General features: G+C 52.0%; 24 protein-coding genes. 8 read left to right on the top strand and 16 right to left on the bottom strand.

Translation table 11 applies throughout. The annotated features are described in order from the left end of the window. Nucleotides 1-49 precede the first annotated feature (49 nt). The 3 genes from ABXG94_RS00730 to ABXG94_RS00720 form a co-directional block, all read right to left on the bottom strand. On the bottom strand, nucleotides 50-1,111 hold the full coding sequence (locus tag ABXG94_RS00730) for a Hint domain-containing protein (RefSeq protein ID WP_353531734.1): 1,062 nt from the start codon (nucleotides 1,109-1,111) through the stop codon (nucleotides 50-52). A gap of 252 nt (nucleotides 1,112-1,363) precedes the next feature. Beyond that, the gene (locus tag ABXG94_RS00725; RefSeq protein ID WP_353531733.1) at nucleotides 1,364-2,128 is read right to left on the bottom strand and encodes a lipid A-modifier LpxR family protein; all 765 of its coding nucleotides are present in this window, start codon (nucleotides 2,126-2,128) and stop codon (nucleotides 1,364-1,366) included. Between the two features lie 104 nt (nucleotides 2,129-2,232). Then, nucleotides 2,233-2,841, bottom strand: coding sequence for a response regulator (locus tag ABXG94_RS00720; protein WP_353531732.1), 609 nt, complete (start codon nucleotides 2,839-2,841; stop codon nucleotides 2,233-2,235). Nucleotides 2,842-3,078: 237 nt separating this feature from the next. Between ABXG94_RS00720 and ABXG94_RS00715 the strand changes: the two genes are divergently transcribed. From ABXG94_RS00715 to ABXG94_RS00700, 4 genes are all read left to right on the top strand, one after another. After that, entirely contained in the window at nucleotides 3,079-3,585 is a 507-nt protein-coding gene (locus tag ABXG94_RS00715) for a putative pterin-binding protein (protein ID WP_353531731.1), read from the top strand. A gap of 35 nt (nucleotides 3,586-3,620) precedes the next feature. Further along, on the top strand, nucleotides 3,621-6,167 hold the full coding sequence (locus tag ABXG94_RS00710; RefSeq protein ID WP_353531730.1) for a response regulator: 2,547 nt from the start codon (nucleotides 3,621-3,623) through the stop codon (nucleotides 6,165-6,167). Nucleotides 6,168-6,418: 251 nt separating this feature from the next. Continuing rightward, nucleotides 6,419-7,420 carry a type I glyceraldehyde-3-phosphate dehydrogenase gene (gene gap / locus ABXG94_RS00705; protein ID WP_353531729.1) on the top strand — a complete coding sequence of 334 codons (1,002 nt, stop codon included), beginning with the start codon at nucleotides 6,419-6,421 and terminating at the stop codon, nucleotides 7,418-7,420. An 84-nt stretch (nucleotides 7,421-7,504) separates the two neighbouring features. Continuing rightward, the gene (locus ABXG94_RS00700) at nucleotides 7,505-7,648 is read left to right on the top strand and encodes a glyceraldehyde-3-phosphate dehydrogenase (RefSeq protein ID WP_353531728.1); all 144 of its coding nucleotides are present in this window, start codon (nucleotides 7,505-7,507) and stop codon (nucleotides 7,646-7,648) included. Between the two features lie 4 nt (nucleotides 7,649-7,652). Here the strand turns inward: ABXG94_RS00700 and ABXG94_RS00695 are convergent, their stop codons facing one another. From ABXG94_RS00695 to ABXG94_RS00685, 3 genes are all read right to left on the bottom strand, one after another. Continuing rightward, nucleotides 7,653-9,932 carry a glycosyl hydrolase family 28-related protein gene (locus ABXG94_RS00695; RefSeq protein ID WP_353531727.1) on the bottom strand — a complete coding sequence of 760 codons (2,280 nt, stop codon included), beginning with the start codon at nucleotides 9,930-9,932 and terminating at the stop codon, nucleotides 7,653-7,655. 118 nt (nucleotides 9,933-10,050) lie between these two features. After that, nucleotides 10,051-10,443, bottom strand: a complete 393-nt coding sequence (locus ABXG94_RS00690) for a DUF4864 domain-containing protein (RefSeq protein ID WP_353531726.1) — start codon at nucleotides 10,441-10,443, stop codon at nucleotides 10,051-10,053. Between the two features lie 150 nt (nucleotides 10,444-10,593). Further along, nucleotides 10,594-12,240 (bottom strand): lysine--tRNA ligase, encoded by a 1,647-nt coding sequence (locus ABXG94_RS00685; protein ID WP_353531725.1) that lies wholly within the window; start codon nucleotides 12,238-12,240, stop codon nucleotides 10,594-10,596. 210 nt (nucleotides 12,241-12,450) lie between these two features. Here ABXG94_RS00685 and ABXG94_RS00680 point away from each other — a divergent pair, with 210 nt between their 5' ends. Further along, the gene (locus ABXG94_RS00680; protein ID WP_353531724.1) at nucleotides 12,451-12,876 is read left to right on the top strand and encodes a tellurite resistance TerB family protein; all 426 of its coding nucleotides are present in this window, start codon (nucleotides 12,451-12,453) and stop codon (nucleotides 12,874-12,876) included. Nucleotides 12,877-12,966: 90 nt separating this feature from the next. On the opposite strand, the gene queF is transcribed toward ABXG94_RS00680, so the two are convergent. The 6 genes from queF to ABXG94_RS00650 all read right to left on the bottom strand — a co-directional run bounded on the left by queF (nucleotide 12,967) and on the right by ABXG94_RS00650 (nucleotide 17,501). Further along, nucleotides 12,967-13,434: a preQ(1) synthase gene (gene queF / locus ABXG94_RS00675; protein WP_353531723.1), complete on the bottom strand. Its 468-nt coding sequence runs from the start codon at nucleotides 13,432-13,434 to the stop codon at nucleotides 12,967-12,969. 9 nt (nucleotides 13,435-13,443) lie between these two features. Continuing rightward, on the bottom strand, nucleotides 13,444-14,163 hold the full coding sequence (gene queE / locus ABXG94_RS00670; protein ID WP_353531722.1) for a 7-carboxy-7-deazaguanine synthase QueE: 720 nt from the start codon (nucleotides 14,161-14,163) through the stop codon (nucleotides 13,444-13,446). Next, complete coding sequence (gene queD, locus ABXG94_RS00665; protein WP_353531721.1) at nucleotides 14,160-14,516, bottom strand: 6-carboxytetrahydropterin synthase QueD; 357 nt, start codon at nucleotides 14,514-14,516, stop codon at nucleotides 14,160-14,162. The genes queE and queD overlap by 4 nt, the downstream gene beginning before the upstream one ends. Next, complete coding sequence (gene queC / locus ABXG94_RS00660) at nucleotides 14,516-15,208, bottom strand: 7-cyano-7-deazaguanine synthase QueC (protein ID WP_353531720.1); 693 nt, start codon at nucleotides 15,206-15,208, stop codon at nucleotides 14,516-14,518. Before queC ends, queD begins: the two co-directional genes overlap by 1 nt. A gap of 124 nt (nucleotides 15,209-15,332) precedes the next feature. Beyond that, nucleotides 15,333-16,820 carry a D-alanyl-D-alanine carboxypeptidase/D-alanyl-D-alanine endopeptidase gene (dacB, locus tag ABXG94_RS00655; RefSeq protein ID WP_353531719.1) on the bottom strand — a complete coding sequence of 496 codons (1,488 nt, stop codon included), beginning with the start codon at nucleotides 16,818-16,820 and terminating at the stop codon, nucleotides 15,333-15,335. Between the two features lie 87 nt (nucleotides 16,821-16,907). Beyond that, nucleotides 16,908-17,501, bottom strand: a complete 594-nt coding sequence (locus ABXG94_RS00650) for a nicotinate-nucleotide adenylyltransferase (RefSeq protein WP_353531718.1) — start codon at nucleotides 17,499-17,501, stop codon at nucleotides 16,908-16,910. A 223-nt stretch (nucleotides 17,502-17,724) separates the two neighbouring features. Between ABXG94_RS00650 and ABXG94_RS00645 the strand changes: the two genes are divergently transcribed. From ABXG94_RS00645 to ettA, 3 genes are all read left to right on the top strand, one after another. Then, nucleotides 17,725-18,192 (top strand): GNAT family N-acetyltransferase, encoded by a 468-nt coding sequence (locus ABXG94_RS00645; protein WP_353531717.1) that lies wholly within the window; start codon nucleotides 17,725-17,727, stop codon nucleotides 18,190-18,192. A gap of 378 nt (nucleotides 18,193-18,570) precedes the next feature. Further along, entirely contained in the window at nucleotides 18,571-19,677 is a 1,107-nt protein-coding gene (locus ABXG94_RS00640) for a putative phage abortive infection protein (protein ID WP_353531716.1), read from the top strand. A gap of 91 nt (nucleotides 19,678-19,768) precedes the next feature. After that, nucleotides 19,769-21,424 carry an energy-dependent translational throttle protein EttA gene (gene ettA / locus ABXG94_RS00635; RefSeq protein ID WP_353531715.1) on the top strand — a complete coding sequence of 552 codons (1,656 nt, stop codon included), beginning with the start codon at nucleotides 19,769-19,771 and terminating at the stop codon, nucleotides 21,422-21,424. Between the two features lie 159 nt (nucleotides 21,425-21,583). On the opposite strand, the gene ABXG94_RS00630 is transcribed toward ettA, so the two are convergent. From ABXG94_RS00630 to urtC, 4 genes are all read right to left on the bottom strand, one after another. Further along, nucleotides 21,584-22,099 (bottom strand): REP-associated tyrosine transposase, encoded by a 516-nt coding sequence (locus ABXG94_RS00630; protein WP_502901691.1) that lies wholly within the window; start codon nucleotides 22,097-22,099, stop codon nucleotides 21,584-21,586. Between the two features lie 61 nt (nucleotides 22,100-22,160). After that, a complete protein-coding gene (urtE, locus tag ABXG94_RS00625) occupies nucleotides 22,161-22,859 on the bottom strand; it encodes an urea ABC transporter ATP-binding subunit UrtE (RefSeq protein ID WP_353531713.1) in 699 nt (232 codons plus the stop codon). Nucleotides 22,860-22,862: 3 nt separating this feature from the next. Next, nucleotides 22,863-23,603 carry an urea ABC transporter ATP-binding protein UrtD gene (gene urtD / locus ABXG94_RS00620; RefSeq protein ID WP_353531712.1) on the bottom strand — a complete coding sequence of 247 codons (741 nt, stop codon included), beginning with the start codon at nucleotides 23,601-23,603 and terminating at the stop codon, nucleotides 22,863-22,865. After that, the gene (urtC, locus tag ABXG94_RS00615) at nucleotides 23,600-24,766 is read right to left on the bottom strand and encodes an urea ABC transporter permease subunit UrtC (RefSeq protein WP_353531711.1); all 1,167 of its coding nucleotides are present in this window, start codon (nucleotides 24,764-24,766) and stop codon (nucleotides 23,600-23,602) included. The genes urtD and urtC overlap by 4 nt, the downstream gene beginning before the upstream one ends. Nucleotides 24,767-24,769 lie beyond the last annotated feature (3 nt).

The raw sequence follows: 24,769 nt of genomic DNA, 5'->3' as shown, positions 1-24,769 counted from the left end.
GTGCCAACTTATCTAGACAGGCCGCAACCACAGCGTCTTTCTTTGAGGATTAGGCGGCTTCATGTTTGAAAATAGCGGCTTCGGAGGAAGTCAGTTGCCGGCGTGCATGGTCGCCGTAACTAAAGGGACGTATCGCCAGGTCGGGATTCAAAGCAAGCAATCTGCTGCGATCCTCTGTGCCAAGCGAGGACAAAGCTGTATTCGCAGGGTGAAAGCTCTCTGTTTCAATACCATTGGCAAAAAGAATTTCATGCCTAGGCAAAAGCAAATGCACATAGGTCACTTCCCGAAGCCTATAATCGACACCTATGCTATGGCCGTTTTCAAGTTGCCGCGCCGAAACCAGAACTTCGGGTGTGTTGAACAATGCGCGTGCCACCTCGCCGCGCACCAAAACACGATGTTCCGGTGAAACGATCAATTCTTGCATGGGCCAATTGGCCCCTAAGGCACCGGGCTTGATACGAATGGGGCGCAGTTTTGGCAAAGCAAACAAACGGGCCCCGGTCATTTTCCGCGATCCAATCCATTGAATTTCTTGCGCGCCATTGTCTTTGGTCTGCACCAGATCACCTTCGCGCAACTGTTGGATTGGCAAAGCACCATTTGGAGTTTCAATCAACGTGCCAGGGGTGAAACAAATGACCCGTGCAGCTTCTGGATCGAGCGGATCTTGGGGGCTTTCCCCAAGCGTATGATGCACCACCCATAGGTCGGTTTGTGCGGGAGGAATGCTGTCCACAAACATCAAAAGCGGTGCACCATCATGCACCTCGATCAAGGTCACAGTATAACTGTTCTGCCCGTCTGTGACGACAAAACTACTATCAGGGCTGCCCTCTTCAACAACCACCTCATCTAGCCGTGTCGCATTCGTCATCGCTGCGCCAACGAGCTTGCGCACCATGCGCGCCGCTTTGCGCCGCAACATCGTTTCGCCTTCGCCGCGCTCAAGTCGCAACACATCTGTAGGCCCATCAACGCGAACGGTTTCACCATTCCAAGTCCACACCGCGCCTTGTTGTACAGCGCTTATTGGTGCGGCTTTTAAGCCATCTATTTCTGTTTGCGACCAAGAGATGACGAACGTGCCCAAAAAGCCCGTTCCCATTGCTCGTGTCCTGCCTCTCGTTTTTTTATTATCACGAGGGTAGCAAAAGTGATTCGCTGTGGGAAGCCCCTAAAGAATCTCTTTTTGATACTAAGACTTAAAACTCAAACTTAACGCGAATGGCCCCAACAACTTGGCCATTGGATTGGCCTTGAAACTCTGGGCTAAGCCAAGTGACACCATAAAACATCGAATGCTGAGCACCTTGCCATTGAATGCCTGCCCGCAGGCGACTGCGAACCTGCTCTGGTGTCACACCTGATGAGGCAGGTAGAAATTCACTCTTTTCGACAAAGCCGACATCTGCGCCGAATGCATAGACAGGCCACTTTCGGCGCGTCTCATCGTACGATATCGTTGACCACTGACGGGGTCACGCACCCACAAATCGTTCGCCATGTTTGCCCCAATCGACAAGTCAAAGCCAACGCGCAGCAAAGTTTCCAGACCAAAGCGCGCTTCTGCAAAAGGTCGTATCTGACTGTTTGCCCCAATGTTAAAGACCTGCCCGGCTTCGGCAACCGCGGCGAGCTTGACGTCATTGCCTACTTGATTGGCCAGCACGCTCGCAGAGGGACCCGCAAGGCCAAATCCCTGATGCAACCAGGATTGCAGATCTGCCAAACCGGTTTGCGGACCAAGAATGACAACGTCGGCCCCAAGTGAGTAGTCAATCATCTTGGGTTTGAAATGGGTATGAACACCCAGTGACAGCGCCCCAACATAGGGTCGATCACCAACACCCGGCGAGACAAGGTTTTCAGGCGCTATGATTTGACCAAGAATACGCAACTCGATGTTCTCGCCAGGCCTGGTAGGCAATGCACCGCCCCAAGGCGTGCCAAAAATATGGCTAGCGGCAATGGACCCACTGCGCCAACGATCATGCCCATCCCCCAAAAAATCATTTACGATCAACCGGCCATATCCAACTTGCGTTTGTGCGTTGGCACCCTTGAGGGGCGATAACAAGGCGAATGCCAGGCCCGCGACCGCAAGAAATCTTAAAAAGCGCATTTTTACCTCAGGTTTTATGTTCCTGCACACATCTACTTACAATCAAAGCGCAATTTGATCGAAACCTTGTCATTTTCGGGGTAATGCGGACTGCGAAAGCCAGTCTAAAAAAGTCGGGCTTCTTTGGCGATCATTGCCGCTTGCGTGCGATTTTTGGCCTCGAGTTTTCGGCAAAGCGTACGCACGTGTAACTTGATGGTCACTTCCTGCAATTCTAACTCACGCGCAATTTCTTTATTGGACAAGCCACGGCAAAGACCATTCAGAACTTCGAATTCGCGTTTACTCAGCTGTTTGGCCAAAGGATTTTCTTCTGCTTGATCGCTGAGGTGAGACACCGGGAAAAACGTTTCACCGGCGACCATGAATTGCACCGCATGCACAAGGCTTTTGGCGGTCATCGTTTTAGGTAAAAACCCAATGGCCCCATTGTCGATAGCATCTTGCGCTACCGAGTGCGGTGCATTGCCCGACAAGATCGCGACACCCCGCGCAACCTGCGCCTCGAGTGCTTGCTTAAGCCCCTCTAGCCCGAACATGCCCGGCATATCATAATCTAACAATATCAGATCAAATGGCCCGGACTTTTTGGCAAGCTCTAAAGCACTTGCCAACGAATGCGCGGTTTCAACCTGCGCATCACCTTCATTTTCCAAATAGGCTGATAGGGTTTCTCGCACCATATCATGATCATCAGCTATCAGTATTCGCATATCAAAGCTTCAACAGTTCTTTGGCGACTTACTAAGTCAACTCTGGTTAAAACAAAAACTAAATAATCTAAAACACAAGGTAAAACGGTCTCGTCGCACCATAGTACAACACGAGGTCAAAGCAATCTGGCCACACCTATCACTATACTTTCGTATGGGGCTGCGATCAATAGAACTGGTGCTCTTGTCTGATTATTGTGACACAAGAATTCAGCTACTTATTTGAAAAGATCCACAATGAATTTCCGCATCGTCTTATCTTGTCTCATTTTTTTCCTATCTGCGGCTATTGCGAACGCCGAGATGCTTTCTAGAGCAACAGGGCAAATCTTACTCACAGTTTCCGGTAACATTTCTGCCAAAAATACAGTCGATAGCGCGGTTTTCGACATGAAAATGCTGCAAAACATGCCGCGTACTAAGATAGAAACAACGACGATTTGGACCGACGGCAAACAAACCTTTTCAGGCGTATCGCTGCACGAGTTTGTTGATCGACTGGACATGAAAGGCTCTTCAGTTATAGCGAGTGCCATAAATGACTACCACGTGGAAATACCCCTAAGTGATGCAATAGCCGGTGGCCCGATTATTGCATTTTCACGCAACGGTGCCCCCATGTTGCGGCGTGACAAGGGGCCGCTTTGGATCATCTATCCCTTTGACTCTAAGCTAGAGTACAAGTCAGAAACCATTTATTCGCGTAGTATCTGGCAACTGGACCGGATAGAAGTTGTCGACTAACCTAAGCTTGCAGACGCAAAATGATCGGTCAAGGGATGTACACGCGAAGCGGAATTAGAACCGGTTTCTTTGTTGTAATACTCGCCATCGTACTGTTCCAAATCACCGTTTTGGCCCTCACGGTTTTCCGGCAAATCGAAAACCTGTCCACCGCGCGCTCTGATAATGTTTTATGGACATTTTCTCAGTCGGAGGTGGATTTCAGAAGATTTACCACCACGCTGGCCAACGCAAAATCGAATCCTGGCGCAGCACAAGAAATTCGCGAGGATTTTGACATCTTTTTTAGCCGAATTGTCACACTCCGCGACAGCAGCTCCTATGCCGCCAATCGACAACAACCGGAATTTACGCAAAACCTCTTTCCAATTTTAGAGTTTCTCGATCAATCCATCGCGATTATTGACGCCCCGGACGAAGTTTTAGACGTAGGGCTTGACGACATATTTGCCCAAGCAATGCGGATTGAGCCAAATGTACGACAACTGGCGCTCACAGGTCTTGGCACCTCGTCTCAGGATTCTGATATGCAACGCGCTGACATGCGCAACTTATTGCTGCGCCTGACCCTTGTGACGGTATTGCTTATTTTGGGGTTGATTGCTCTGGTTATCTTTCTGCGACGCCTTTATCAGCGCAGCCAAACCATAAGCGACGATAATCGCCGTGCGCGCGCTTGGCTCCAATCCATGGTGGAAACTTCGTTGGATGGTATCGTGGTCGCCGATGGTGCCGGCAATATTGTAGAACTCAATGAAACCGCCAAGCGAATTTTCCAATTAGACCACGTTGACACAGCCCACTTTCATATGAGCGCACTAATCTTGGGGGCCCGAGGTGATGGCGCGTTTGATCGCCCAGAAAATTCCGGATTGACACAAGCAGGCCGAACCCAAACCTTTGGCCGGCGCCCTGACGGAAGCCAGTTTCCAATCGAGATTGCCCTTTCAAGCACCCGAACTATAGAACGCGATAAAGTCTATGTTGCCTACATCCGAGACATCTCTGACAGGCTCGCTGCTGAAAAAGAGTTACTTCTTGCAAGAGACAAAGCCCAGGCTGGTGAAAAAGCCAAAGCAAACCTTTTGGCGGTAATGAGCCATGAGATCAGAACCCCGCTGAGTGGGATTCTCGGAACCGCACAATTGCTGCACAAAACGGAACTGACGCAAAAACAAGCTGCATTATTGGACGCCATGCAAACATCTGGCGATTTGCTGATGCACCATGTCAACGACATCCTGGACCTTTCAAAACTAGACGCAAACGCAACCAGTCTGGTGCTAGGGCCAATTGAATTACGGCCCCTAATGCAAAATCTGGTAGATAGTCAGCGCGCAAACGCAGAAAATTCCGGTAATACCATTGACTTGTCAGTATCGGACACGGTGCCAAACAGCGTCATCGGGGACGCAAATAAGATCCAACAAGCCATGCTAAACCTGATTGGCAACGCAATTAAATTCACAACAAACGGCACCATCGCTGTCGAGGTGGACCATTTTGGTCAGGCTGATCTAATCGAATTTCGTGTCATCGATAGCGGGGTTGGCATTCTTGAATGCGAACTAGACAACATTTTTGACGATTTTTTCGTTATCGACACCACTTATGCCAGTCAACAACAGGGGTCAGGTTTGGGCCTAGGGATCACCCGGCGGTTGGTTGAAAAGATGTCGGGGCAAATTGGGGCTGAGAGCATAAAAAACGAGGGCAGCCTTTTTTGGCTTCGGTTACCTTTACCAATTTGCCTCGCGTCGGATTTGGCTGACGAAGGCAAAAAACAGGCCCAAGAAAAGCCAATATCACTGTCTATCTTGCTGGTCGAAGACAACGACATCAACCGCCTTATCACAGGCGAAATGCTACAAAACGAGGGGCATGATGTCTCGCTGGCGTCTTCTGGACACAGCGGAATAAGCAAAGCCGCGCAATCCAAATATGATCTAATACTGATGGATATCAGAATGCCTGGAATGGATGGCATTGCCGCTGCACAGGAAATTCGCTCAGGCACTGGCGCATCGCAAGCCAGCCCAATAATCGCGCTGACCGCTCAAACCCTCCCCTCTGAGATTGCCCGCATAAAAAAGGCTGGCATGGATGAGGTATTAACCAAACCGATCACTAGCGATGCGCTTAATACTGTTTTAAGCCAAATTGCGCAGTCTGACAGTCCGCTAGAAGACGCAAGGAATCCAAAATACGACGCGACCAAAACTTTGAGACTGGATATTTTAAGTGACGTCGTGCGGAATATCGGAATGGAAAGCACAAAGCATCATCACGTTTCCCTGCGCGCGCAGGTCGCAGCTTTGCTTTCTGCTAAATCAGTCGATGCTCCGACCCCAACAAATATGCAACCCCAAATCCATTCTTTGTGCGGGGCTTCAGCGATCTTAGGTCTATGTGAATTTCACAACCAGCTAAGCAAGGCCGAAAACCGAGAACTTTCGCCTGCACATCCAGATTGGCAACACTGGGTCGTTCAAACGCGCTCCATTTGGAACGTCACTGATCACGCATTAGAGCGGTTTCTAGAGGGGAAATCTGGAGAAACGCAAACATCATCCAAACAATAGCCCAGTATTACCATGCCTTTTTGCAAATTTTAGACCACTCAAAGGGAATCGTTTACACCGAAAATACAAATTGTGCCGCTCTGGTAATTTCCGTTAACGCCATCGGTTCCGCCACCGTTATCGCAAACATTGAAAATCAAAGCTCCGTTATCGCTAACGTATTGAAGAAAAACATATTTTTCTTTTTCCTCGCGACTTTGCAGTCTATACCCCGGTTGAATCTAGATCGATTGAGCAAGAGGATTTCTCAAATGACCGTGACAGTAGGCATCAATGGTTTTGGCCGTATCGGGCGCTGCACACTTATGCACATTGCCGAAGCCGCGCGCGAAGACGTCAAAGTGGTCAAAATCAACGCCACAGGCCCTATTGAAACCGCCGCTCACCTCGTGCGCTATGACTCGATCCATGGTCGCTTTGCCAATGACGTCATCGTGCAAAACGGCACAATGGACGTCGGCCAAGGCCCGATGCGGATGTATTCCACTTATGATACCGACGAACTGGATTGGACGGGCGTAGATGTGGTTCTGGAATGCACAGGCAAGTTCAACGATGGCACTAAAGCCGCCAAGCATCGCGAACGTGGTGCGAAGAAAGTTCTTATTTCGGCACCGGCCAAAAATGTACAGCGCACCGTTGTATTTGGCGTAAATGACAATCTGTTGACAGCCAATGACAACATGATTTCCAACGGCTCTTGCACTACAAATTGCTTGGCACCACTGGCCAAAGTGCTGCACGAAAGCATCGGGATCGAAAATGGTCTCATGACCACGATCCACAGCTATACCGGAGACCAGCCAACGCTTGATCGCCGCCACGCCGACCTTTACCGCGCCCGTTCAGCGGCCATGGCGATGATCCCAACCTCTACAGGCGCAGCAAAAGCGCTCGGAGAAGTGCTTCCGGAACTCAAAGGCAAACTGGACGGCACATCCATGCGCGTTCCAACCCCAAATGTCTCTGCGGTTGACCTTACATTTGTCGCCTCCAAAGACGTAACGGTTCAAGATGTGAACGAGATCGTGCGGGAAGCAGCTGCAACAAAAATGAAGGGCGTTTTGGGCTACGATCCTGAAGCCAAAGTCTCGATTGACTTCAATCACACCACGGAAAGCTCTATTTTTGCCCCAGACCAGACAAAGGTTATCGGCGGACGCACCGTGCGCGTTTTGGCTTGGTATGACAACGAATGGGGCTTCTCTGCGCGCATGGCCGATGTCGCTGCACGCATGGGTCAATTGATCTAAGCAACACGCCCGCAAAGTCAGTTGCGCCCTCGTGATCCGTCAGGCATATCTTATGCCACAGGCTGATCCCGAGGGCGCTTTTCCATGACCAATCGCATTGCCGTATTCTTAGGACTGGCCATCACCATCGCGCTGATTGCCGACCAGATTTTTCTGGAGGGATCCGGAAGTTTGCTTGCTGGTCGCAAATTCGCCGAGCTAATCGAATGGCTCGCTTTCTGGCGCTAGGCTATTAGTTCATCGACAATCTAATAGTCACCTCTCCGTGCAGGGGTTCCTCCCATTGTAAACGCAACTGGTCTCCGTTGCTGCCCTGTTGCAATTCAACATAGGGCACGGCCCAGCGCGTTTGATTGCCACTGGTGCGCAATCGTGTGGTGGCCACAACTGACTCCACAGTGCGTGCCTGCCCGCCAAATGGCAGCCCCCCTTGGCTGTCAACGGTCCAAGTCGCCGACGCTGAATTCTGATCATGTTTGACGATCAACGGATTATAGATTGGCGTATCAACCTGATGGAATGTGTTGCCTTCAACCAGAATGTTTTTGCCCTTGGCGGTATTTAACGGCGCAAAACTTGAATCAACACTGTCAACACGATCAATCGCCCCATCAATACTGCGAAACTTGTTGCCCGTCACACTTAGGCCGCCAATGAACTGACCCGTGCCATAGGGTTTGATCACCATATAGGCAAACCAAGGCGCGACATTACCAGACAAGAATACATTATCATCAATGCTAAGGGCCGAAAACGAAAATCCAGATGTGAAATCCGGTTCCGGTTCATATTCATTGGTCCATTCGATCGAACAATTATCAACGTAGTTGCCAGTTATTGTTGTCGAACAATAGGCACTCGCAACCACAATGCCAGCGGTGCGCACGCCCGCCGCCTCTGCATCCCCCTGGAAGAAATGGTTGCCCATGACGATATTGTTTGATCCGCCCAACACCGCAAAATGCCTAAACTGAGTTGCACGATTATTGCGAAGCTTCACATCGTTTGCATTGGTGTTCAAAACAATTGTGGTGCGATCTTGCACCCGCTCGCTCGCCTCGCTGGTCAAGAACTGGCAGCGATCGATTAACATGCCTTGGCACCCCTCGCCGTGGCTGGTGATCCCACGATCTCTTGGCCTTGTAATCCAACTGTCGCGCAAATGAAAAATCACACCAGCTGGAGGCAATAAAATCCCGCTTGCCAGAGTGTTGCATAGCAATTCGACATCAGACATCGAGAACCGCTGCAATTTGCTAAAGCCCGAAAAATCCAACAAATATTTGAAGCGCGTAAAGGTAAATGTTTGGGTGCCAACAGCATCATACAACCCTGCGCTCAGGGTCACCTCTTGCGTCGCATCGTTTTTGGACTTCACATAGACTTCGCGCCCAACACCATTGCCCTCCACCAAAGAGCCAACCTGAATGTTAGCCACATTTGTCACCCCGGTTAGAGTGCGGGCATCACTTGAAGAGTAACTGGCTTGCGACGTCACTTCGTCAGGTTCCCAAGCACTGCTGCCCGTCACATAAAATTGCCCATTCGCAATATGCCGTCGCTGCGAATAAGATGTGCGATTAGGAACAAGTGCCTGCATATCCATCGGCGTTTCAATGGTGATACGTCGCCCGCCAAGGTCTAATGATTCATGGCCTGCACTGTTAAAAAGCGATTGAAATGCCTTTTCAAAAGCCAATTGCTCATTGCCAAATGCATCAATGTAACTGGGCAAATCATAGTTTTTTGTCAGCGAAAAGATCGCTGCGCGTGGCATTGTAACCGTGCCTTCAAACCGAACCCGCTCTGTAAATTCCATGCTGTCGCTTAACAAATAGGTGCCGGCGGACACCAATATTGTTCGCCCGTTTGCGGCAGTATTTGCCGCCTCAAAGGCCGCAAGATCATCTGTTATTCCATCCCCAAGAGCACCGAAATCACGCACGTCAACCATCGCCATCATATCGCGCAAAAAGGCAGAGGTCAGATCCTCGATCACCAGATCATCTATGCGAACAACCCCGCCGGTCGCGCCGCTTAGGTCAAGCCCAACATGACCATAAGTCGGTTGCACACCCCAAGGCATATCGACGCCTCCTCGCACACCAGACCCAATGATTGCAGAGACTTCAACAACTTCGCCATAAGTGTCCAAATTTACCGACGGACCAACTTCGACCAAGCCAGACACATGCGACCCCGCCTCACCTGCCCAAGCCGCAATGCGCACTGAAGAAAAATTGCCACTGATGGCTTTGACCCGCGCTGTGACCCGCAAATAACATCCGGGCAACAAGGGGGTTTGCCCCATATAGCGCAGGCGTTGCGTCACTTCGGTTTTTTGCAACTCTAAACAACCCGCGAAATCAGCATCTGCTGGCACAAACGCCGCATTTGCCGCCCCATCATATGTATCTGAACCAGGTGTACCGTCTCCACTGGACCAAACATCCAGCCCCTCTGCAAACGCTGGCGGCATCAGCTGCACCCCGTCGGTAATTGCTTTATTCATGAAAGCCCCTTTCCAAAGTCACGAATTTGGTCGAGGCCAAGGACCTCGCGCACTAAGGATCGGAAGTATCAATCAAAGCTTAATCACTTGTCAGAGCAGCGCGCGCTGGGTGTTGCGCCTAGGCCGCGGCCCCTGCTTGCACAAATCGCACGCCGTTGATGCGCCATTGCCCGTCGTGGCTGATCATTTGGTATTCAAGCAAATGGAAAACATTGTCCGAGTCTTGGATCAGGACTTTTTGCCAAAGCTTGCCGTCTAAATTACGCATCTCTAGAAAGCGCACGTCACGAGGCATGATAACCATTTCATAGCCGCTGCGCACCATGGCCTCGAAGCGATCCGCGCCACCAAAGTAGTTTTGAATACTGGGGCTTGCATGTGAAAACGCGGCTTCGAAATCCCCCTGTTCAAAGGCCTCAATCTGCGCCGTTATCACGCTCTGGATATCCGCATCTTGGGCAACAGACACCTGCGCCCAGAACCAAAGTGAAACTACCAAAATAAACCGCATGTGTGCGCCTCCCTCTAACAATCTAGGGCGGGCGAACCAATTGGCCAGCAATCACTAATGAAAACGCTTTATCTGGGTGAAAACGCGCCCTAACGACGACGCAAGATCACCCCAAAAAGCAATTGGTGGCCCTGTAAGGCCACCGTGCCGTTACTTAGTAAGTTCGTTGTTCAACCCGGCCTGAATCAACGCGACCGTTTCCTTGACACCGTACAGGGCAATGAATCCGCCAAATCTTGGCCCCTGACTTGCGCCAAGCAGCACTTCGTAAATCGCCTTAAACCAATCCCGCAGCGGCTCGAAACCGTGGTTCTTACCGATTGCAAAAACAACCGACTGCAAAAAGTCATCATCCGCAAAGTCTGCAACAGGCAAATCATCTTCGTTGCCCATGGCCGCGTTCTTCTTTGCAATTGCTGCCAGTGCAGCCTCTTCTGAGGACAATGCCAACGCAAGATCAGCAAGTGCCGCGTGCTCTTGGTCCGTTGGCGCGCGGAACACTTTGTTTGGCTTTACAAAATCATTAAAATACCGCACGGCAAACCCGGCTGCCGCGTCCAGATTTGGATGGCTTTCAGGGGTCGCGTCTGGGGCGTATTTATTGATGAAGCCCCACATGGTTTCCTTCGCCTCAGCACTTGACGCACTGGCAAGGTTCAACAACATGCTAAAGGGCACAACCATATCAGATGCTGGCATATCGCTGCCATGCAGATGATAAACGGGATTGTTCAGTTTCGCCTTTAGATCTTGGCCTGGATAAGCCCGTAATTGCTGGTGATATTCATCGACGGCTTTGGGAATAACATCAAAATACAGGCGCTTTGCTGTCTTCGGCTTGAGGTACATAAAATACTGCAACGATTCCGGGGCCGCATAGGTCAGCCACTCTTCCATCGACAGGCCATTGCCCTTCGACTTAGAGATCTTCTGCCCCAATTCATCATTGAACAGTTCATAGGTCAGGCTTTCAGGTGGCCGCTTACCCAGCGCACGGCAAATCTTGCCACCCTGCGTGACTGAATCGATCAAATCCTTGCCCGACATCTCATAATCCACGTCAAGCGCGGCCCAACGCATGGCCCAATCAGGCTTCCACTGCATTTTGACATTGCCGCCAGTGACAGGGATCTCGACCTTCTCGCCATCTGGCTCTTGATAGACAACAGTTCCATTTGCTGCGTTCACTTCCAGCATTGGCACTTGCAGCACATGGCCGGTTTTTGGCGAAATTGGCAAAAACGGTGAATACGTTGCCCGACGCTCTGCGCCCAAAGTTGGCAACATAATGTCCATGATTTTTTGATATTCCCAGCAGGCTTTCAGCAACATCTCGTCAAATTTGCCAGAGGTGTAATATTCCGTCGAACTGGCGAATTCATACTCAAAGCCAAAGCTGTCCAGAAATTCACACAGACGGGCGTTGTTATGTTGCGCAAAACCGGCATGCGTTCCAAAGGGATCCCGCACCTTGGTCAAAGGCAGGTTCAGATCCTGCGCCAGCTCTTCTTGCATTGGAACATTGGTCGGCACCTTACGGAAGCCATCCATATCGTCGGAAAAACAGATCAATTTCGTCGGGATATCTGACATCAACTCAAATGCGCGACGCACCATTGTGGTCCGGGCAACTTCCCCGAAAGTGCCAATATGTGGCAAACCTGACGGCCCATAGCCAGTCTGAAACAAGACATAGCCCTTTTCAGGTGGCTGCTTTTGATACCGTTTGAGCACGCGGCGCGCTTCTTCAAAGGGCCAGGCTTTTGAAACGAGTGCAGCATCGCGCAGGTCAGACATTGATATCTCCAAGAAACCGCTGCCCTGCACCATGCAAGAGCAACCGGCGTTACCTAATTTGCGAATGCAGCATGGTCAACATTGCTTGTGAAAACAACAGCACATCCGCAGTGGATATCCGCACATTTCTTATTGGGCGCGATCTGCGCTTGCTCAGACGGCTTACGCCCCATATCGTTGGGTAAAAGCGCTCTGAAAAGGCACCGCACAATGACTCAAGAGATTCCCCACCCGTTGACACCTCAGGACAGCCTTGTGGCTTTGATGGTGGCTGTATCTGCCTCTGACGAAAACATCCGCACGGCAGAGCTGATCAAAATACAATCTGCGGTTAACAATTTGCCGGTTTTTGGCAACTATGACATCGACCGCATTACCGTAGTCAGCCAGACGGTCTTTGATCTTTTTGAACAAGAAGACGGGCTTGCTGCGCTTTTCGGATTGATACGTGACAACCTGCCTGAAGAATTATTTGAAACCGCCTACGCGCTCGCCTGTGATGTGGCAGCTGCGGATGGCGCGATTGCCGATGCCGAGCTACGGTTGCTTGAAGAAATGCGTTATGAACTGAATATCGATCGCCTGCATGCCGCGGCTATCGAGCGGGGAGCCCGTGCCCGTCATATGACGATCTGATCTTGGCGATGCGGCGCAAAGGGGGCTTTGCCCCCCTGCAGCAAGCTGCATTCCCCCCAGAGTATTTTTACAAAGGTGAAGAGCGCCGAACTATCCGCGGCCACGATAGGTCGGCACGCCTTGATCCGGTATGAAAACACCGGGAAGTGCGGCACCCGTTTGATAGAAGACATCGATGGGAATACCGCCTCGTGGGAACCAATAGCCCCCAACCCGCAGCCATTTGGGGTTCAAAAGCTCTTGTAAACGCTTGCCGATCGACACGGTGCAGTCTTCATGAAAGGCACCGTGGTTGCGAAACGAACCCAGAAATAACTTGAGGGACTTGCTTTCCACCAAATAATCACCGGGCACATAATCTATCACAATATGCGCAAAATCTGGTTGACCTGTCAGCGGGCAAAGTGACGTAAATTCAGGGGCCGTAAAACGCACGGCGTAGTCCGTCCCTGCTTGTGGGTTCGGTACTTTTTCAAGAACCGCATCTTGCGGCGAATTTGGCAGATCTGTCTTTGTCCCCAATTGGGTAAGACCTGAATAAATATCGTGTTCGGTCATGTTCTACTCCTAAACGCCGCGTTTATTGCCCCACAAAAGCACGTGCAATTGCGGCAAAATTTTTGGCGTAAACCATTGATCAGTCAAAGTTCTATCAATCAACCATTGATAGCGTTCCATAACGCCATCCATGTCGACCACTGCATCCTCCGTCTCGGGCGGCGGTGGCGTGTGATTACCTGGTTGCAAATATAGCGCTAGCGCTGGAAACCGCTTAGCCACATCCTTGGCCCAGGCATAGTCAACCGCATCAAACACGACGATCTTCATCACCACTTCAGCAGTCTTGGCGGCCGCAACACAGGCTTCAAACTTTGGCCAATCCACCTCTTCGCCTGAAGACGGCGGCTTGGGTGAAAGTATCAACGGGGCAAGCTCTGAAAACCACTCTCGGCAAACGCTGCCCTGTGTCTCGAGTGCAAATTCATAGCCCTTGGATTTCCCCAGTTTGATCAGGGGGCCAAAATTCTGGATCGCAGGATTGCCACCAGACAACGAAATGGTCAACGGCTGCCCACCTGACAGGGTGTCAATCTTGTTCCAAACTTCTTGCGTTGTCCTTTTGGCCCAGGTGCCGCGATAATCCTGATCCACCGCGTGCAGGCTGTCACACCAGCTGCAACGATAGTCACATCCACCAGCGCGCACAAAAATGGTTGGCAGCCCAATCACTGCCCCCTCGCCTTGTATGGTCGGGCCAAAAATCTCGGCTATTCGCAGCGTGCTCATGGTCGATATTCCGCCCAGGTCTTGGGTGTCTCAGACACGCGCACAGCCGAAATTTGATGCCAGCGCTGCTTGGCCCAGTCAAAAATCAACTTTGCCAGATACTCGGAGGTCACCATATCATGGTCAAAGACCTCGTTAAGGTGACGATGATCCAATTGGTCATCGATCCAGCGTTTCAACGGCGCAAGCTCTCGATAATCAAGTACAAATCCATTGGGATCAAGCTTCGTTGAAGACAGCTCGACTTCGACAATATAATTATGCCCATGCAGCCGCGCACAGGGATGATCTGCCGACAAACCAATCAATTGATGACTAGCCGAAAAATGGAATTCTTTTGTGATCCGAAACATCAACTTTGCCCCAGCGCTGTTTTCCAAAAGTCTGGATCCGCATAACCAGTAGGATCATAAACACCTGCATTTTCAAAAGCTTCTCGGCGCTCAACGCAGGTTCCGCAGCGTCCACAATGTATATCACCGCCTTTGTAACACGACCAAGTATCGACAAAGGGCGTGCCAACTTTTGCACCGGCGGCAACAATTTCAGACTTTGGAACATGCACAAACGGCGTGTATAGTTTGACGTCCGCATAGCCCTCAAGCGCCTCATCCTGCATCGTTTGAAACGCCTCAATAAAGCCTGGGCGACAATCGGGGTAAATGAAGTGATCCCCGCCATGCACCGCCGTCGCAACGGCCTCGGCACCTTTGGCGGCAGCAACCCCAAAGGCCACCGAAAGCAAGATCGCATTTCGGTTGGGAACAACCGTGGACTTCATCGTATCCTGCGCATAATGCCCGTCAGGCACGTCAATATCATCAGTCAGCGCAGAGCCAGACAAAAACGCCCCGATGTGGCGCATATCGATCAGATAATAAGGTGTGTTCAGGCGCTGAGCAGCAAGCGCCGCAAAACTCAACTCTTTTTTGTGACGTTGACCATAGTCAAAAGAAATCAGCCCTATCAATTGCTGTTCAGAAGCGACCTTATAGGCCAAAGTCACGGAATCCAGTCCGCCAGAGCAGACGACAAGCGTTTTCATATTCAGTCCTTGTTTTAACGAACCGGGTAGGCTGCGACCGGTATCCAGAACCATCCTGGACGGATGGCATTTAGCACCACATTTCTTGTGTGAAAAGTCTTAAATCGGTAGGGGATCTGCGCGCTTAGTAACTGACCAAACTAAGCTGTGCCCATCGTTCAATAAATGCCTGCTGAAGCCCCTTGGCCCGCCGGTTCCAGCTCTTTGCGCCGCGCGGGCGTTCCCGCTGCGCTCGCGTGAGCTTTGCGCGGGCCTCTTGGTCAGCGGCGAAAATCGCAAATGCCAGCATCTGACCGCTTTCCGTCTCAATATACCCGCCTAACCCGCTGACAAAATTCAATGTTCCGGTCTTCGCAACAACCTTGATCGGGTTGTTCTTGTCAGGTTTTCCCTGCGCATCCTTTAAGGCAATGGTCTTGAGAATTGAGCCAATAGCAGCCTGACTTTGGGCCGCGGCCAGGGCTTGGGCCAGTTCTTCGGCATGCAGCCGTGAAGCATCCCCCAGCCCAGAGTGATCCACGAATTTTGCGGTTTTCATACCAAGGTTTTGCGCCGCCCAATCCGACATTTTCCGCCCGGACGCACGCAAGCTGGCAACATAATGACCGCGGGCTAATGTGGCTGCCAGCCCCACCATCTCGGCGGTCACATTTGTCGAATATTTCAACATCCCTTTGATGATCGACAATAACGGTGCACTCTCATGCAGAGCTAGAACCGCGCCAGTTGGCTTGCTTGCGGTTTTCTGCGGCAACGGCAGCGTTATACCTTGTTGTTTTGCGAGCCAGGCAAGGGTTTCACCGGCATATATCTCGGGCTGTCGAACCGGCAACCAGCGCCCGCCTTTTTCGTTCAGAGCATGCCGAGAAACCGACCAAATATCCTGCCCATCACGGGCGCTATAATCAAAGATTGGGGCCTTGCGATCGGACAATGTCATGCGCGCGACACGCACAGGTGGCCGCGCGGTTTCACCTCGGGCTTCCATCGATATATCATAGCCCTGCCCGACCTTTTTCCAATCAAAATAGACGCGATTGTAGTTCAGGCAAATACCTGAAATTGCAGGGGAATATCCAACATGCGCAGGTTGATTTTTGTCAATCGCTTCTGAAAATGGCAGGTGCGCTCCATAAACCAGAAACCGCCCTTCGATACGGATGAGGCCAATTTCTTTAAGGGATTTTGCCAGCATTTTTAGAGCGTCTGTGTCCAGCGTCGGATCACCGCCGCCGGACAAGATCAGATCCCCCTTCAATACACCCTGCTCTATTGGACCCGTGGCGTATACTTTGGTCACAAATCGATGCGCCGCACCCAGCACATCCAATGCGTAAAGTGCTGTGACAGCTTTGCAAACGCTCGCAGGGGGCAATCCAGACGTAACTCGTTGTGATTCCAAAACTTTTCTGCTTTCCATATCAACGACCGCAAACTCAATTTTGCCGTTCAGATCGGCTTTTGCGATCAGTTTTTCTACGGATGCAACTGCAAGTTTGGCGGGGCGGGGATGGGGGCGTAGGGATGTTGTTGGGGGATTGGCGAGCGCGGTGCTGGCTGCGGCACTCGCAACAGCTGACAAAAAGAAGCGGCGTGAAAATTTAGACATCATTTCCCAATCTTGGCGCTGAATTCTGGCAACGCCAAGACGTTTTTACGAAAAATCTTGGCAGAAATATAATCATATTCTTTCAATAGGTTAATCGCCAACCCAGCCCCCATTTTCACGCAATTGAGTAGAGCTTAGGTTGACCATCGGCACATTCACGAAACTCCAGGCGGGGGCTTGGGCGGAGCCGAGCAGGCGACTGTGGCGGCCTTTGATGCGGAAATCGCGATAGACGTCAGCGGCTTTTCCGGCCCTTGCGGCGATGCGATCACCCGGTCTGGCAAGTACGCCGACCGGGGTTAAGTCCATGATTTTACGCCAATCTTTCCACTTGTGGAACTGGGCCAAATTGTCGGCCCCCATCAGCCAGACAAAGTTCACACCGGGATAGGCCTGGATCAGCTTCTGGATGGTTTCAGCGGTATAGCGGGTGCCGGCGCGGGCCTCAAAATCACTGACGGTGACACGGGGGTGATCCATCAAATCCTGGGCGGCCTTCATACGGCGGGATATCGCAGCAGGCCCCTTTGATTTCAACGGGTTACCCGGCGAGACCAGCCACAATATATGGTCCAGATCAAAGCGTTTTAACGCCTCTTTTGTGATGTGAACATGCCCCAAATGCGGGGGGTCAAAAGAGCCACCGAGCAGCCCAACGGTCATGCCGGGGCGCAGATATGTCACGCGTTTCCTCACGGGCAGTATATAGAGGGATTTGCCGCGCAAATGTCCAGTGCTGCGGATTTATTTTTCCAATAATCGCAGAGAGATAGCCGCAAAAATCAGCCGGCCCAAAAATAAAACCGCCCGATGCCATTCAACCGCGCCACCGGTGGGCCTATGTTGGATTTTACCGGGATGCGAATCTCTAATGCGTTGAAACTATGGGCTTTCTAAGGACAATCTGATGAGTGACGTCACGCTTGTGGAATGCAACCCCACCGACTCGGAGGCGGTTTATTGCCTGCAACAGTATTATGCCGAGCTGGAAGCGCGGTTTGAACGCGGATTTGACGTATCGCTGAGCAATGACCCAGAGGCCGATGACATGATTGCCCCGCGCGGCGTGTTTTTTGTGGCCAGGATGGCGGATGCACCGGTGGGCTGCGTGGGCGTCAAAGGATCGGGCGGTGAAGTGGCTGAAATCAAACGACTTTGGGTGTCCCCCAAGGCGCGCGGCATGGGCGTTGCGCGCGACTTGATGGCGGCCTGTGACGGGGCGGCATTGGCGCTGGGGATCACCACATTGCGGCTGGATACCAATTCTGCCCTGCCCGAAGCCGCCGCCCTGTATCACAAATTGGGATGGTCCGAGATTGCGCGGTTTAACGACGACCCATATCCTGATTTGTTCTTTGAAAAGCACCTGACATAGGCGTTTGTGACCGGCGTGTTACCCCATCGTTCGGGCCAGAAATTTCCGGTTATATGTACAATTTGTACGTTTCGCGGCCCCAAACGTACGATTCGAGGTGTGTTTGGGGACAAAATGTTTCGCAGCGAAATTCTTGCGATTTTTTGGAACGCGTTACGCCCGTCTTTGGCAATGCATTGTTTGGTTAAGATCGCGTTGTGGCGACGTCGCGATGAAACGGAACACGCCCCGTGTAGGCCGGGCTTCGGCCCGACATTGGGTTTGTTTTGGTTCTGGGTGGATGGTGGGGTGGAACCCCACCCTACAACAGGTTGTTGGAGCATTGGTTTCCCAGAGGGCAGCGTCTGACCCTGGGTGGGGCGAGCGGCGTCTTGGTATTTGTCTGGGGGACAAATTCAGCCGCGAACGGGCGGAGCCCGAAAAGCGCCCTTGCCACAGCCTGCGGCATACCTGCGGTTTGGCGGGAGGGTCGGGCGCTGCCCGGCGGCGCCGGGTTGCAGTTACAAACTGACAAGTGTTTTATTGCTGAAGTTTCCACAACTCGATTTCACAACGGTACATAAATTGAAAACACTGTATAAATTCGCTTGCAAGAGCATCGCAAATCGTAATTTCTTCATCAGGTTCTTAAGACGCGAAAAATTCTATCTGTCCTTTATTGGCTTATTAACCCTTTTGTTTTTAGTCTTTTTATTATGGTGTTTTTACGCCGTCGCTGTCAGCTTGTTAATGGACGACTTGGAAAAACGCGGGCAATCCGGCGACATGTTTGGCGGGATAACGGCGCTTTTTTCTGGCCTTGCATTTGCTGGTTTGATCTACACACTCTTTGTTCAGAAGAAAGAGCTGCAATTCCAACGGCAAGAACTCTCCCTTTTGGTCGGTGAACAAAAAGAAACGAAACAACATATCAAAGTCCAAGCAGACCAGCTATCTGCACAAAGTGATTTCATTGAACAGCAAATTTTCGAGAACCGTTTTTTTCAGATGTTATCTGCGTTTTCCAATTTCTTAGAAAACATTGAAATCGACGGTAATAGCGGCACAGATGCATTAGAAAAACTGCAGCATTATGTTCGCCCGCGAACAGCGCGACAAATGCGAAACCACTCAGAAGGTTCGATTAACCCAATCAAGGAATATGAAAACAACTTTCTTAACTACCGAAATGATTTGGCACCATACTTTCGACAAATATATACCATTTTGAAATTTGTAGATTCCTCAAATGTCAAACAAAAGAAGTTTTATACCAATATTCTCAGAGCCCGACTTTGCAGTGCAGAGTTAAGCTTACTTTGCCTCAATTGCGCCAGCCAACATGGTTCAGCGAAGATGGCTCCATTGGTCGATAAGTTTGATATATTGAAGCATTTTGACGACTACGAACTATTTGGCAACAAAAAGCACAACGACAATCTTGAGGAATTCTATCAAAAATGGGACTTTTTTGAAAAGCAAGACAAGCTTAACTCCATAGAGTGAGAGCGACAAAAGACCAGCCCCAGATTGCCATCCCCGACCCCATCCGCTATCACGGCCTCTAGTTTGAAATCCCCAAATTCAGAGGCCCCAAATGGCAGCTTATCAGTACGTCTATCACATGCAGGGGGTCTCTAAGACCTATCCTGGCGGTAAGAAGTGTTTTGAAAATATCCACCTGAGCTTTTTGCCCGGTGTGAAAATCGGTGTGGTGGGTGTGAACGGCGCCGGTAAATCGACGCTGATGAAGATCATGGCCGGTTTGGACAAGGACTTTACTGGCGAGGCCTGGGCAGCCGAAGGTGCCAAGGTTGGCTATTTGCCACAGGAACCCAAGCTGGACGACAGCCTGTCTGTGCGGGAAAACGTGATGCTGGGTGTGGCCGCCAAAAAAGCGATTTTGGACCGCTATAACGAACTGGCGATGAACTATTCTGACGAGACGGCTGATGAGATGGCCAACTTGCAGGATCAGATTGACGCGGAAAACCTGTGGGATCTGGACAGTCAGGTGGATGTGTCGATGGAGGCGCTGCGCTGCCCGCCCGATGATGCCAAGATCGCGGATTTGTCCGGGGGTGAGGCGCGCCGGGTTGCGCTGTGCAAGTTGCTGCTGGAAGCGCCAGACATGTTGTTGCTGGATGAACCGACCAACCACCTTGATGCGGAAACGATTGCTTGGCTGCAGCAGCATTTGATCGACTATAAGGGCACGATTTTATGTGTGACCCACGACCGGTATTTCCTGGATGATATCACCAGCTGGATCCTTGAGTTGGATCGCGGCAAGGGTATCCCATATGAGGGGAATTATTCGGCCTGGCTGAGCCAGAAATCCAAACGGTTGGCGCAGGAAGCGCGCGAAGATAAGTCTAAGCAAAAGACGCTGGAACGCGAGCTGGAATGGATGCAACAGGGCCAAAAAGCCCGTCAGGCGAAATCAAAAGCGCGGATTGCGGCCTATAACGAGATGGCCGGTCAGTCAGAGCGTGAAAAGGTTGGGCGCGCGCAGATCGTTATTCCGAATGGTCCGCGTTTGGGCAGCAAGGTGATCGAGGTTGCTGGATTGGGCAAGCATTACGGCGACAAGCAGCTGATCGAGGGGCTGGAGTTTTCCTTGCCTCCGGGCGGGATTGTCGGTGTGATCGGCCCCAACGGTGCGGGTAAATCAACGCTGTTTAAGATGCTGACCGGGCAGGAACAGCCTGATGAGGGCACGGTGGAATATGGCGACACGGTTAAGCTGTCCTATGTGGATCAGTCGCGTGATGATCTGAACGACAAAGACACCGTGTGGGAAGCGATTTCCGGCGGGGCCGAGATTATCGAACTGGGCGATGCGCAGGTCAATTCGCGCGCCTATTGTTCATCGTTTAACTTTAAGGGTGGCGATCAGCAAAAGCCACTGAACCTGTTGTCTGGTGGGGAACGCAACCGCGTGCATATGGCGCGTTTGTTAAAAGAAGGCGGCAACGTGTTGCTGCTGGATGAACCGACCAACGATCTGGACGTTGAAACCCTGCGGGCGCTGGAAGATGCGCTGGTGGATTTCGCAGGCTGCGCGGTGGTTATTTCCCACGACCGTTTCTTCCTTGACCGGATTTGCACACACATGCTGGCGTTTGAAGGCGAGGCACATGTGGAGTGGTTTGAGGGGAACTTTGAAGACTACGAAGAAGATAAGAAACGTAGGTTGGGGGCCGATGCGCTGGAGCCAAAGCGCTTGAAGCATAAGAAGTTTACGCGGTAATTTTTGCGCTGTGGCGTGAGGCCCCACCCTGCGGTGATTGCGTATGTGCCGGGCTTCAGCCCGGCCTACGTGGATGATGAAACCAGATAGGTCGTTGGGTGGGTTTCCAGCCCACCATTCCCGGCTGCAACCTTCTCGCAACGGTGGGGTGGCCCCCCCCTACACCCCGTGCACATGCACCGTGGAATATGGCCATTCTTCGGGGCGTTCCACAAGTCCGTGTTTCACTGGGTTGATGTGGCAATAATCGACGTAGGCGCGGTATTCGGTTTCGTTGCGGATGTGGTGTTCCCAAAACCGGCGTTGCCAGATGCCTGCATCGCCTTTTCGAATTTTACTGGCCGTACGTTGTAGGGTGGGTTTGTAACCCACCTTTTTTGGTACATTGGTGGGGTAGAACCCCACCCTACCCAGACCTCTGGTAAACCTCGCCTTTATCGCACCAATACGCGTGCTGTAGTCACTGTCGCCTGCGGGCAATGTCCAAACCATGTGCATGTGATTGGGCAGGACCACCCATGCGTCACTGTGGAAGGGACGCTCGGATTTGGTGGTGCGGACTGCGTCCCGCAGGGCGTCGATTTGGTCAACCAACAGGGTTGATGACCGATCAGCCAGATTAACCGTAAAGAAAATTGACGCGCCGGGGATTTTTGGGCGGGTGTAATTTGACATGCCCAAGGATGGGCAAGTCATGGTTAACGAAGGGTTAGCCGGGCTGAAGCCCGGCCTGCGATTACACCGAAACGTTGCGCAGCAATTCCTCGCGGTCCACGGTGTCGCGGTTGGCGCTGTAGGTGACTTTGCCCTGGGTCAGGGTCACAAATTCATCGCCCAGACCATAGGCAAAATCAAAGAACTGTTCGACCAGCACAATCGCCATATTGCCCTCGTCGCGCAGATAGGAAATCACATCGCCAATATGCTTGATAATATTGGGCTGAATGCCTTCGGTGGGTTCATCCAGCAGCAGCACTTTGGGTTTGGTGATCAGGGCGCGCGCAATGGCCAGTTGCTGTTGCTGACCGCCTGACAGATCGCCGCCACGGCGGGCGCGCATGTCTTGCAGTACCGGGAACAGCTCGAATATTTCATCGGGCACATTGTGGTCTGCTTTGGGCAAACAGGCATAGCCGGTTTCCAGATTTTCGCGCACGGTCATCAGCGGAAAGACATCGCGGCCCTGCGGCACATAACCGACGCCAAAATGCGCCATATGATGGGCTGCAGCCGATTTGGGCACAGGCTTTCCGTCAATCGTTATGTCACCCCCAGAACGCGAGTGCGTGCCTGATATGGCCTTGAGCAAGCTGGTTTTGCCAACACCGTTGGTGCCCATCAGGCAGGTGACCGCGCCCAATTCGGCGCGCAGGGCCACATCAAACAGGATCTGTGAGTGCCCATAATGCAGGGTCAGATTTTCAACATTCAGCATTTCTTAGCGCCCCAGATAAACGTCAATGACTTCGGGATTTTGGGTGACATGGTCCAGGCTGCCTTCGGCCAGCACCGATCCTTCGTGCAGCACAGTGACTTTGCAGTTCAGGCGCCGCACAAACTCCATGTCGTGTTCCACCACCACAACGGCGCGGGTTTTGGCGGCCTCGACCAAGATTTCCGTGGTCTTTTCGCGTTCTGCCGGTGTCATGCCAGCGGCGGGTTCATCCACCAGCAATAATCGGGGTTCCTGGGCCAGCAGCATACCAATTTCCAGCCATTGTTTCTGGCCGTGGCTCAACTCTCCAGCCTGACGCGTCAGCTGTTCTGTCAGGTTGATCTGGGCAGCAATGGCTTCGATCCGGTCCGCGCCGTTTTGGGTTTTGCGGTAAAACAGAACCTCAAACGGGCTGCGGGGGTTTTTTAATGCCATTGCGAGGTTTTCACGCACGGTTTGGGCCTCAAACACCGTGGGTTTCTGGAACTTGCGCCCCACACCTTCGCGGGCGATCTGGCTTTCGGACTTGCCGATCAGGTTGATGGATTTTTCACCCCATAACACCCGGCCTTCGTCGGGTTTGGTTTTGCCCGTCACGATATCCATAAAGGTGGTTTTGCCCGCGCCGTTGGGGCCAATGATGGCGCGCAACTCGGGTTCGTTGATTTGAAACGCCAGGTTGTTGATGGCTTTGAAGCCGTCAAAGGAGACCGAGACGCCGGAAAGTTCTAAAAGCGCGCTCATTGGGGTTTCCTTACGAGTTTGTCAAAGATCATGCCGATGCCGCCGGGGAAGAACAGCGTGACAGCAACGAAAGAGACCCCGAGTAGAACAAGCCACCATTCGGTCCACTGGATGGTATAGAACCCAAGGTTGATATTGGGGGCGCTGCCGCCGGTGAACCAGCTGGAGAGCAAAGAAACAAAGGCGGTGCCGATGACCGCGCCATAGAGGCGACCACGGCCGCCGATGGCGACCCAGACTGCCAGATAGATCGAGGCGATGGGCGCGACTTCGGCGGGGTTGATGATACCGGCTTGCGGGTAATACAGCGCACCGGCGATTCCGGCGACAATTGCGGTGAGGGTAAAGACAAATAGCTTATAGCTTTCAACGTGGTAGCCAAGGAAGCGCACGCGGGATTCATCGTCGCGAATGGCGCGGATGACGCTGCCCATTTTGCCCGACAACACGCGGGCAAACAGCACATAGCCCGCGCCCAGGGCGACGGCTGAGGCCCAGAAGAAGGCCATGGAAATGACCGACTGGGGCACAGCTTCGAAACCGGGAATGTTTTGCAGGCCAGACAGGCCGTTGTTGCCGCGCAAGCCGCTGTCGTTTTGAAAGAGGTAGAGCGCCAGAGCGAGCGTCATGGCTTGGGTCAGGATCGATAGGTAAACGCCCGTGACCCGCGACCGGAAGGCCAGCCAGCCAAAGACCAGGGCCAGCAAGCCGGGCACCAGGACCACCAGCAGAAGTTGTAGCAGAAGGCTGTGAGAGAAGGCCCAGATCAGAGGGAATTCGGAAGCTCCGACAACACCAAAGATTTGCGTGGCGATGGCATCGTTGACTTCGGTTGGGGTTGCCGGGATCAGACGGCCAGAGAGGTTTTCAACCACAATCGCCTCGGTGCGGGCAAACATCAGCCACATGCCAACCGCATAGCCACCGATGCCAAAAAAGGCGAAATGGCCAAGGCTGAGAATGCCGCAATAGCCCCAGACCACATCCATGGCGATGGCCACAAGACAAAGGCACAGAACTTTGCCCAAGGTTTTGACAAAAGAGGTTGAGATCACCCCTGCCCCGGTGGCTTCGGCCAGAACGGTCACGCCCAAAGTAAAGGCACCAAGGCACAGCAGAAACCAAAGGACAGACGGGTTGTTTGCGAAAAAGCTACGCTGCATGGG

Source organism: Cognatishimia sp. WU-CL00825 (assembly GCF_040364665.1).
Lineage (GTDB): Bacteria > Pseudomonadota > Alphaproteobacteria > Rhodobacterales > Rhodobacteraceae > Cognatishimia.
Note: the sequence above shows the minus strand (reverse complement) of the source record. Positions and strands in the feature narration are given on the sequence as shown.

What these genes read in the sequence shown, in the direction of transcription:
- ABXG94_RS00730 (WP_353531734.1), bottom strand. Translation starts at nt 1,111, where the DNA reads ATGGGAACGGGCTTTTTGGGCACGTTCGTCATCTCTTGGTCGCAAACA.
- ABXG94_RS00725 (WP_353531733.1), bottom strand. Translation starts at nt 2,128, where the DNA reads ATGCGCTTTTTAAGATTTCTTGCGGTCGCGGGCCTGGCATTCGCCTTG.
- ABXG94_RS00720 (WP_353531732.1), bottom strand. Translation starts at nt 2,841, where the DNA reads ATGCGAATACTGATAGCTGATGATCATGATATGGTGCGAGAAACCCTA.
- ABXG94_RS00715 (WP_353531731.1), top strand. Translation starts at nt 3,079, where the DNA reads ATGAATTTCCGCATCGTCTTATCTTGTCTCATTTTTTTCCTATCTGCG.
- ABXG94_RS00710 (WP_353531730.1), top strand. Translation starts at nt 3,621, where the DNA reads ATGTACACGCGAAGCGGAATTAGAACCGGTTTCTTTGTTGTAATACTC.
- gap (WP_353531729.1), top strand. Translation starts at nt 6,419, where the DNA reads ATGACCGTGACAGTAGGCATCAATGGTTTTGGCCGTATCGGGCGCTGC.
- ABXG94_RS00700 (WP_353531728.1), top strand. Translation starts at nt 7,505, where the DNA reads ATGACCAATCGCATTGCCGTATTCTTAGGACTGGCCATCACCATCGCG.
- ABXG94_RS00695 (WP_353531727.1), bottom strand. Translation starts at nt 9,932, where the DNA reads ATGAATAAAGCAATTACCGACGGGGTGCAGCTGATGCCGCCAGCGTTT.
- ABXG94_RS00690 (WP_353531726.1), bottom strand. Translation starts at nt 10,443, where the DNA reads ATGCGGTTTATTTTGGTAGTTTCACTTTGGTTCTGGGCGCAGGTGTCT.
- ABXG94_RS00685 (WP_353531725.1), bottom strand. Translation starts at nt 12,240, where the DNA reads ATGTCTGACCTGCGCGATGCTGCACTCGTTTCAAAAGCCTGGCCCTTT.
- ABXG94_RS00680 (WP_353531724.1), top strand. Translation starts at nt 12,451, where the DNA reads ATGACTCAAGAGATTCCCCACCCGTTGACACCTCAGGACAGCCTTGTG.
- queF (WP_353531723.1), bottom strand. Translation starts at nt 13,434, where the DNA reads ATGACCGAACACGATATTTATTCAGGTCTTACCCAATTGGGGACAAAG.
- queE (WP_353531722.1), bottom strand. Translation starts at nt 14,163, where the DNA reads ATGAGCACGCTGCGAATAGCCGAGATTTTTGGCCCGACCATACAAGGC.
- queD (WP_353531721.1), bottom strand. Translation starts at nt 14,516, where the DNA reads ATGTTTCGGATCACAAAAGAATTCCATTTTTCGGCTAGTCATCAATTG.
- queC (WP_353531720.1), bottom strand. Translation starts at nt 15,208, where the DNA reads ATGAAAACGCTTGTCGTCTGCTCTGGCGGACTGGATTCCGTGACTTTG.
- dacB (WP_353531719.1), bottom strand. Translation starts at nt 16,820, where the DNA reads ATGATGTCTAAATTTTCACGCCGCTTCTTTTTGTCAGCTGTTGCGAGT.
- ABXG94_RS00645 (WP_353531717.1), top strand. Translation starts at nt 17,725, where the DNA reads ATGAGTGACGTCACGCTTGTGGAATGCAACCCCACCGACTCGGAGGCG.
- ettA (WP_353531715.1), top strand. Translation starts at nt 19,769, where the DNA reads ATGGCAGCTTATCAGTACGTCTATCACATGCAGGGGGTCTCTAAGACC.
- ABXG94_RS00630 (WP_502901691.1), bottom strand. Translation starts at nt 22,099, where the DNA reads ATGTCAAATTACACCCGCCCAAAAATCCCCGGCGCGTCAATTTTCTTT.
- urtE (WP_353531713.1), bottom strand. Translation starts at nt 22,859, where the DNA reads ATGCTGAATGTTGAAAATCTGACCCTGCATTATGGGCACTCACAGATC.
- urtD (WP_353531712.1), bottom strand. Translation starts at nt 23,603, where the DNA reads ATGAGCGCGCTTTTAGAACTTTCCGGCGTCTCGGTCTCCTTTGACGGC.
- urtC (WP_353531711.1), bottom strand. Translation starts at nt 24,766, where the DNA reads ATGCAGCGTAGCTTTTTCGCAAACAACCCGTCTGTCCTTTGGTTTCTG.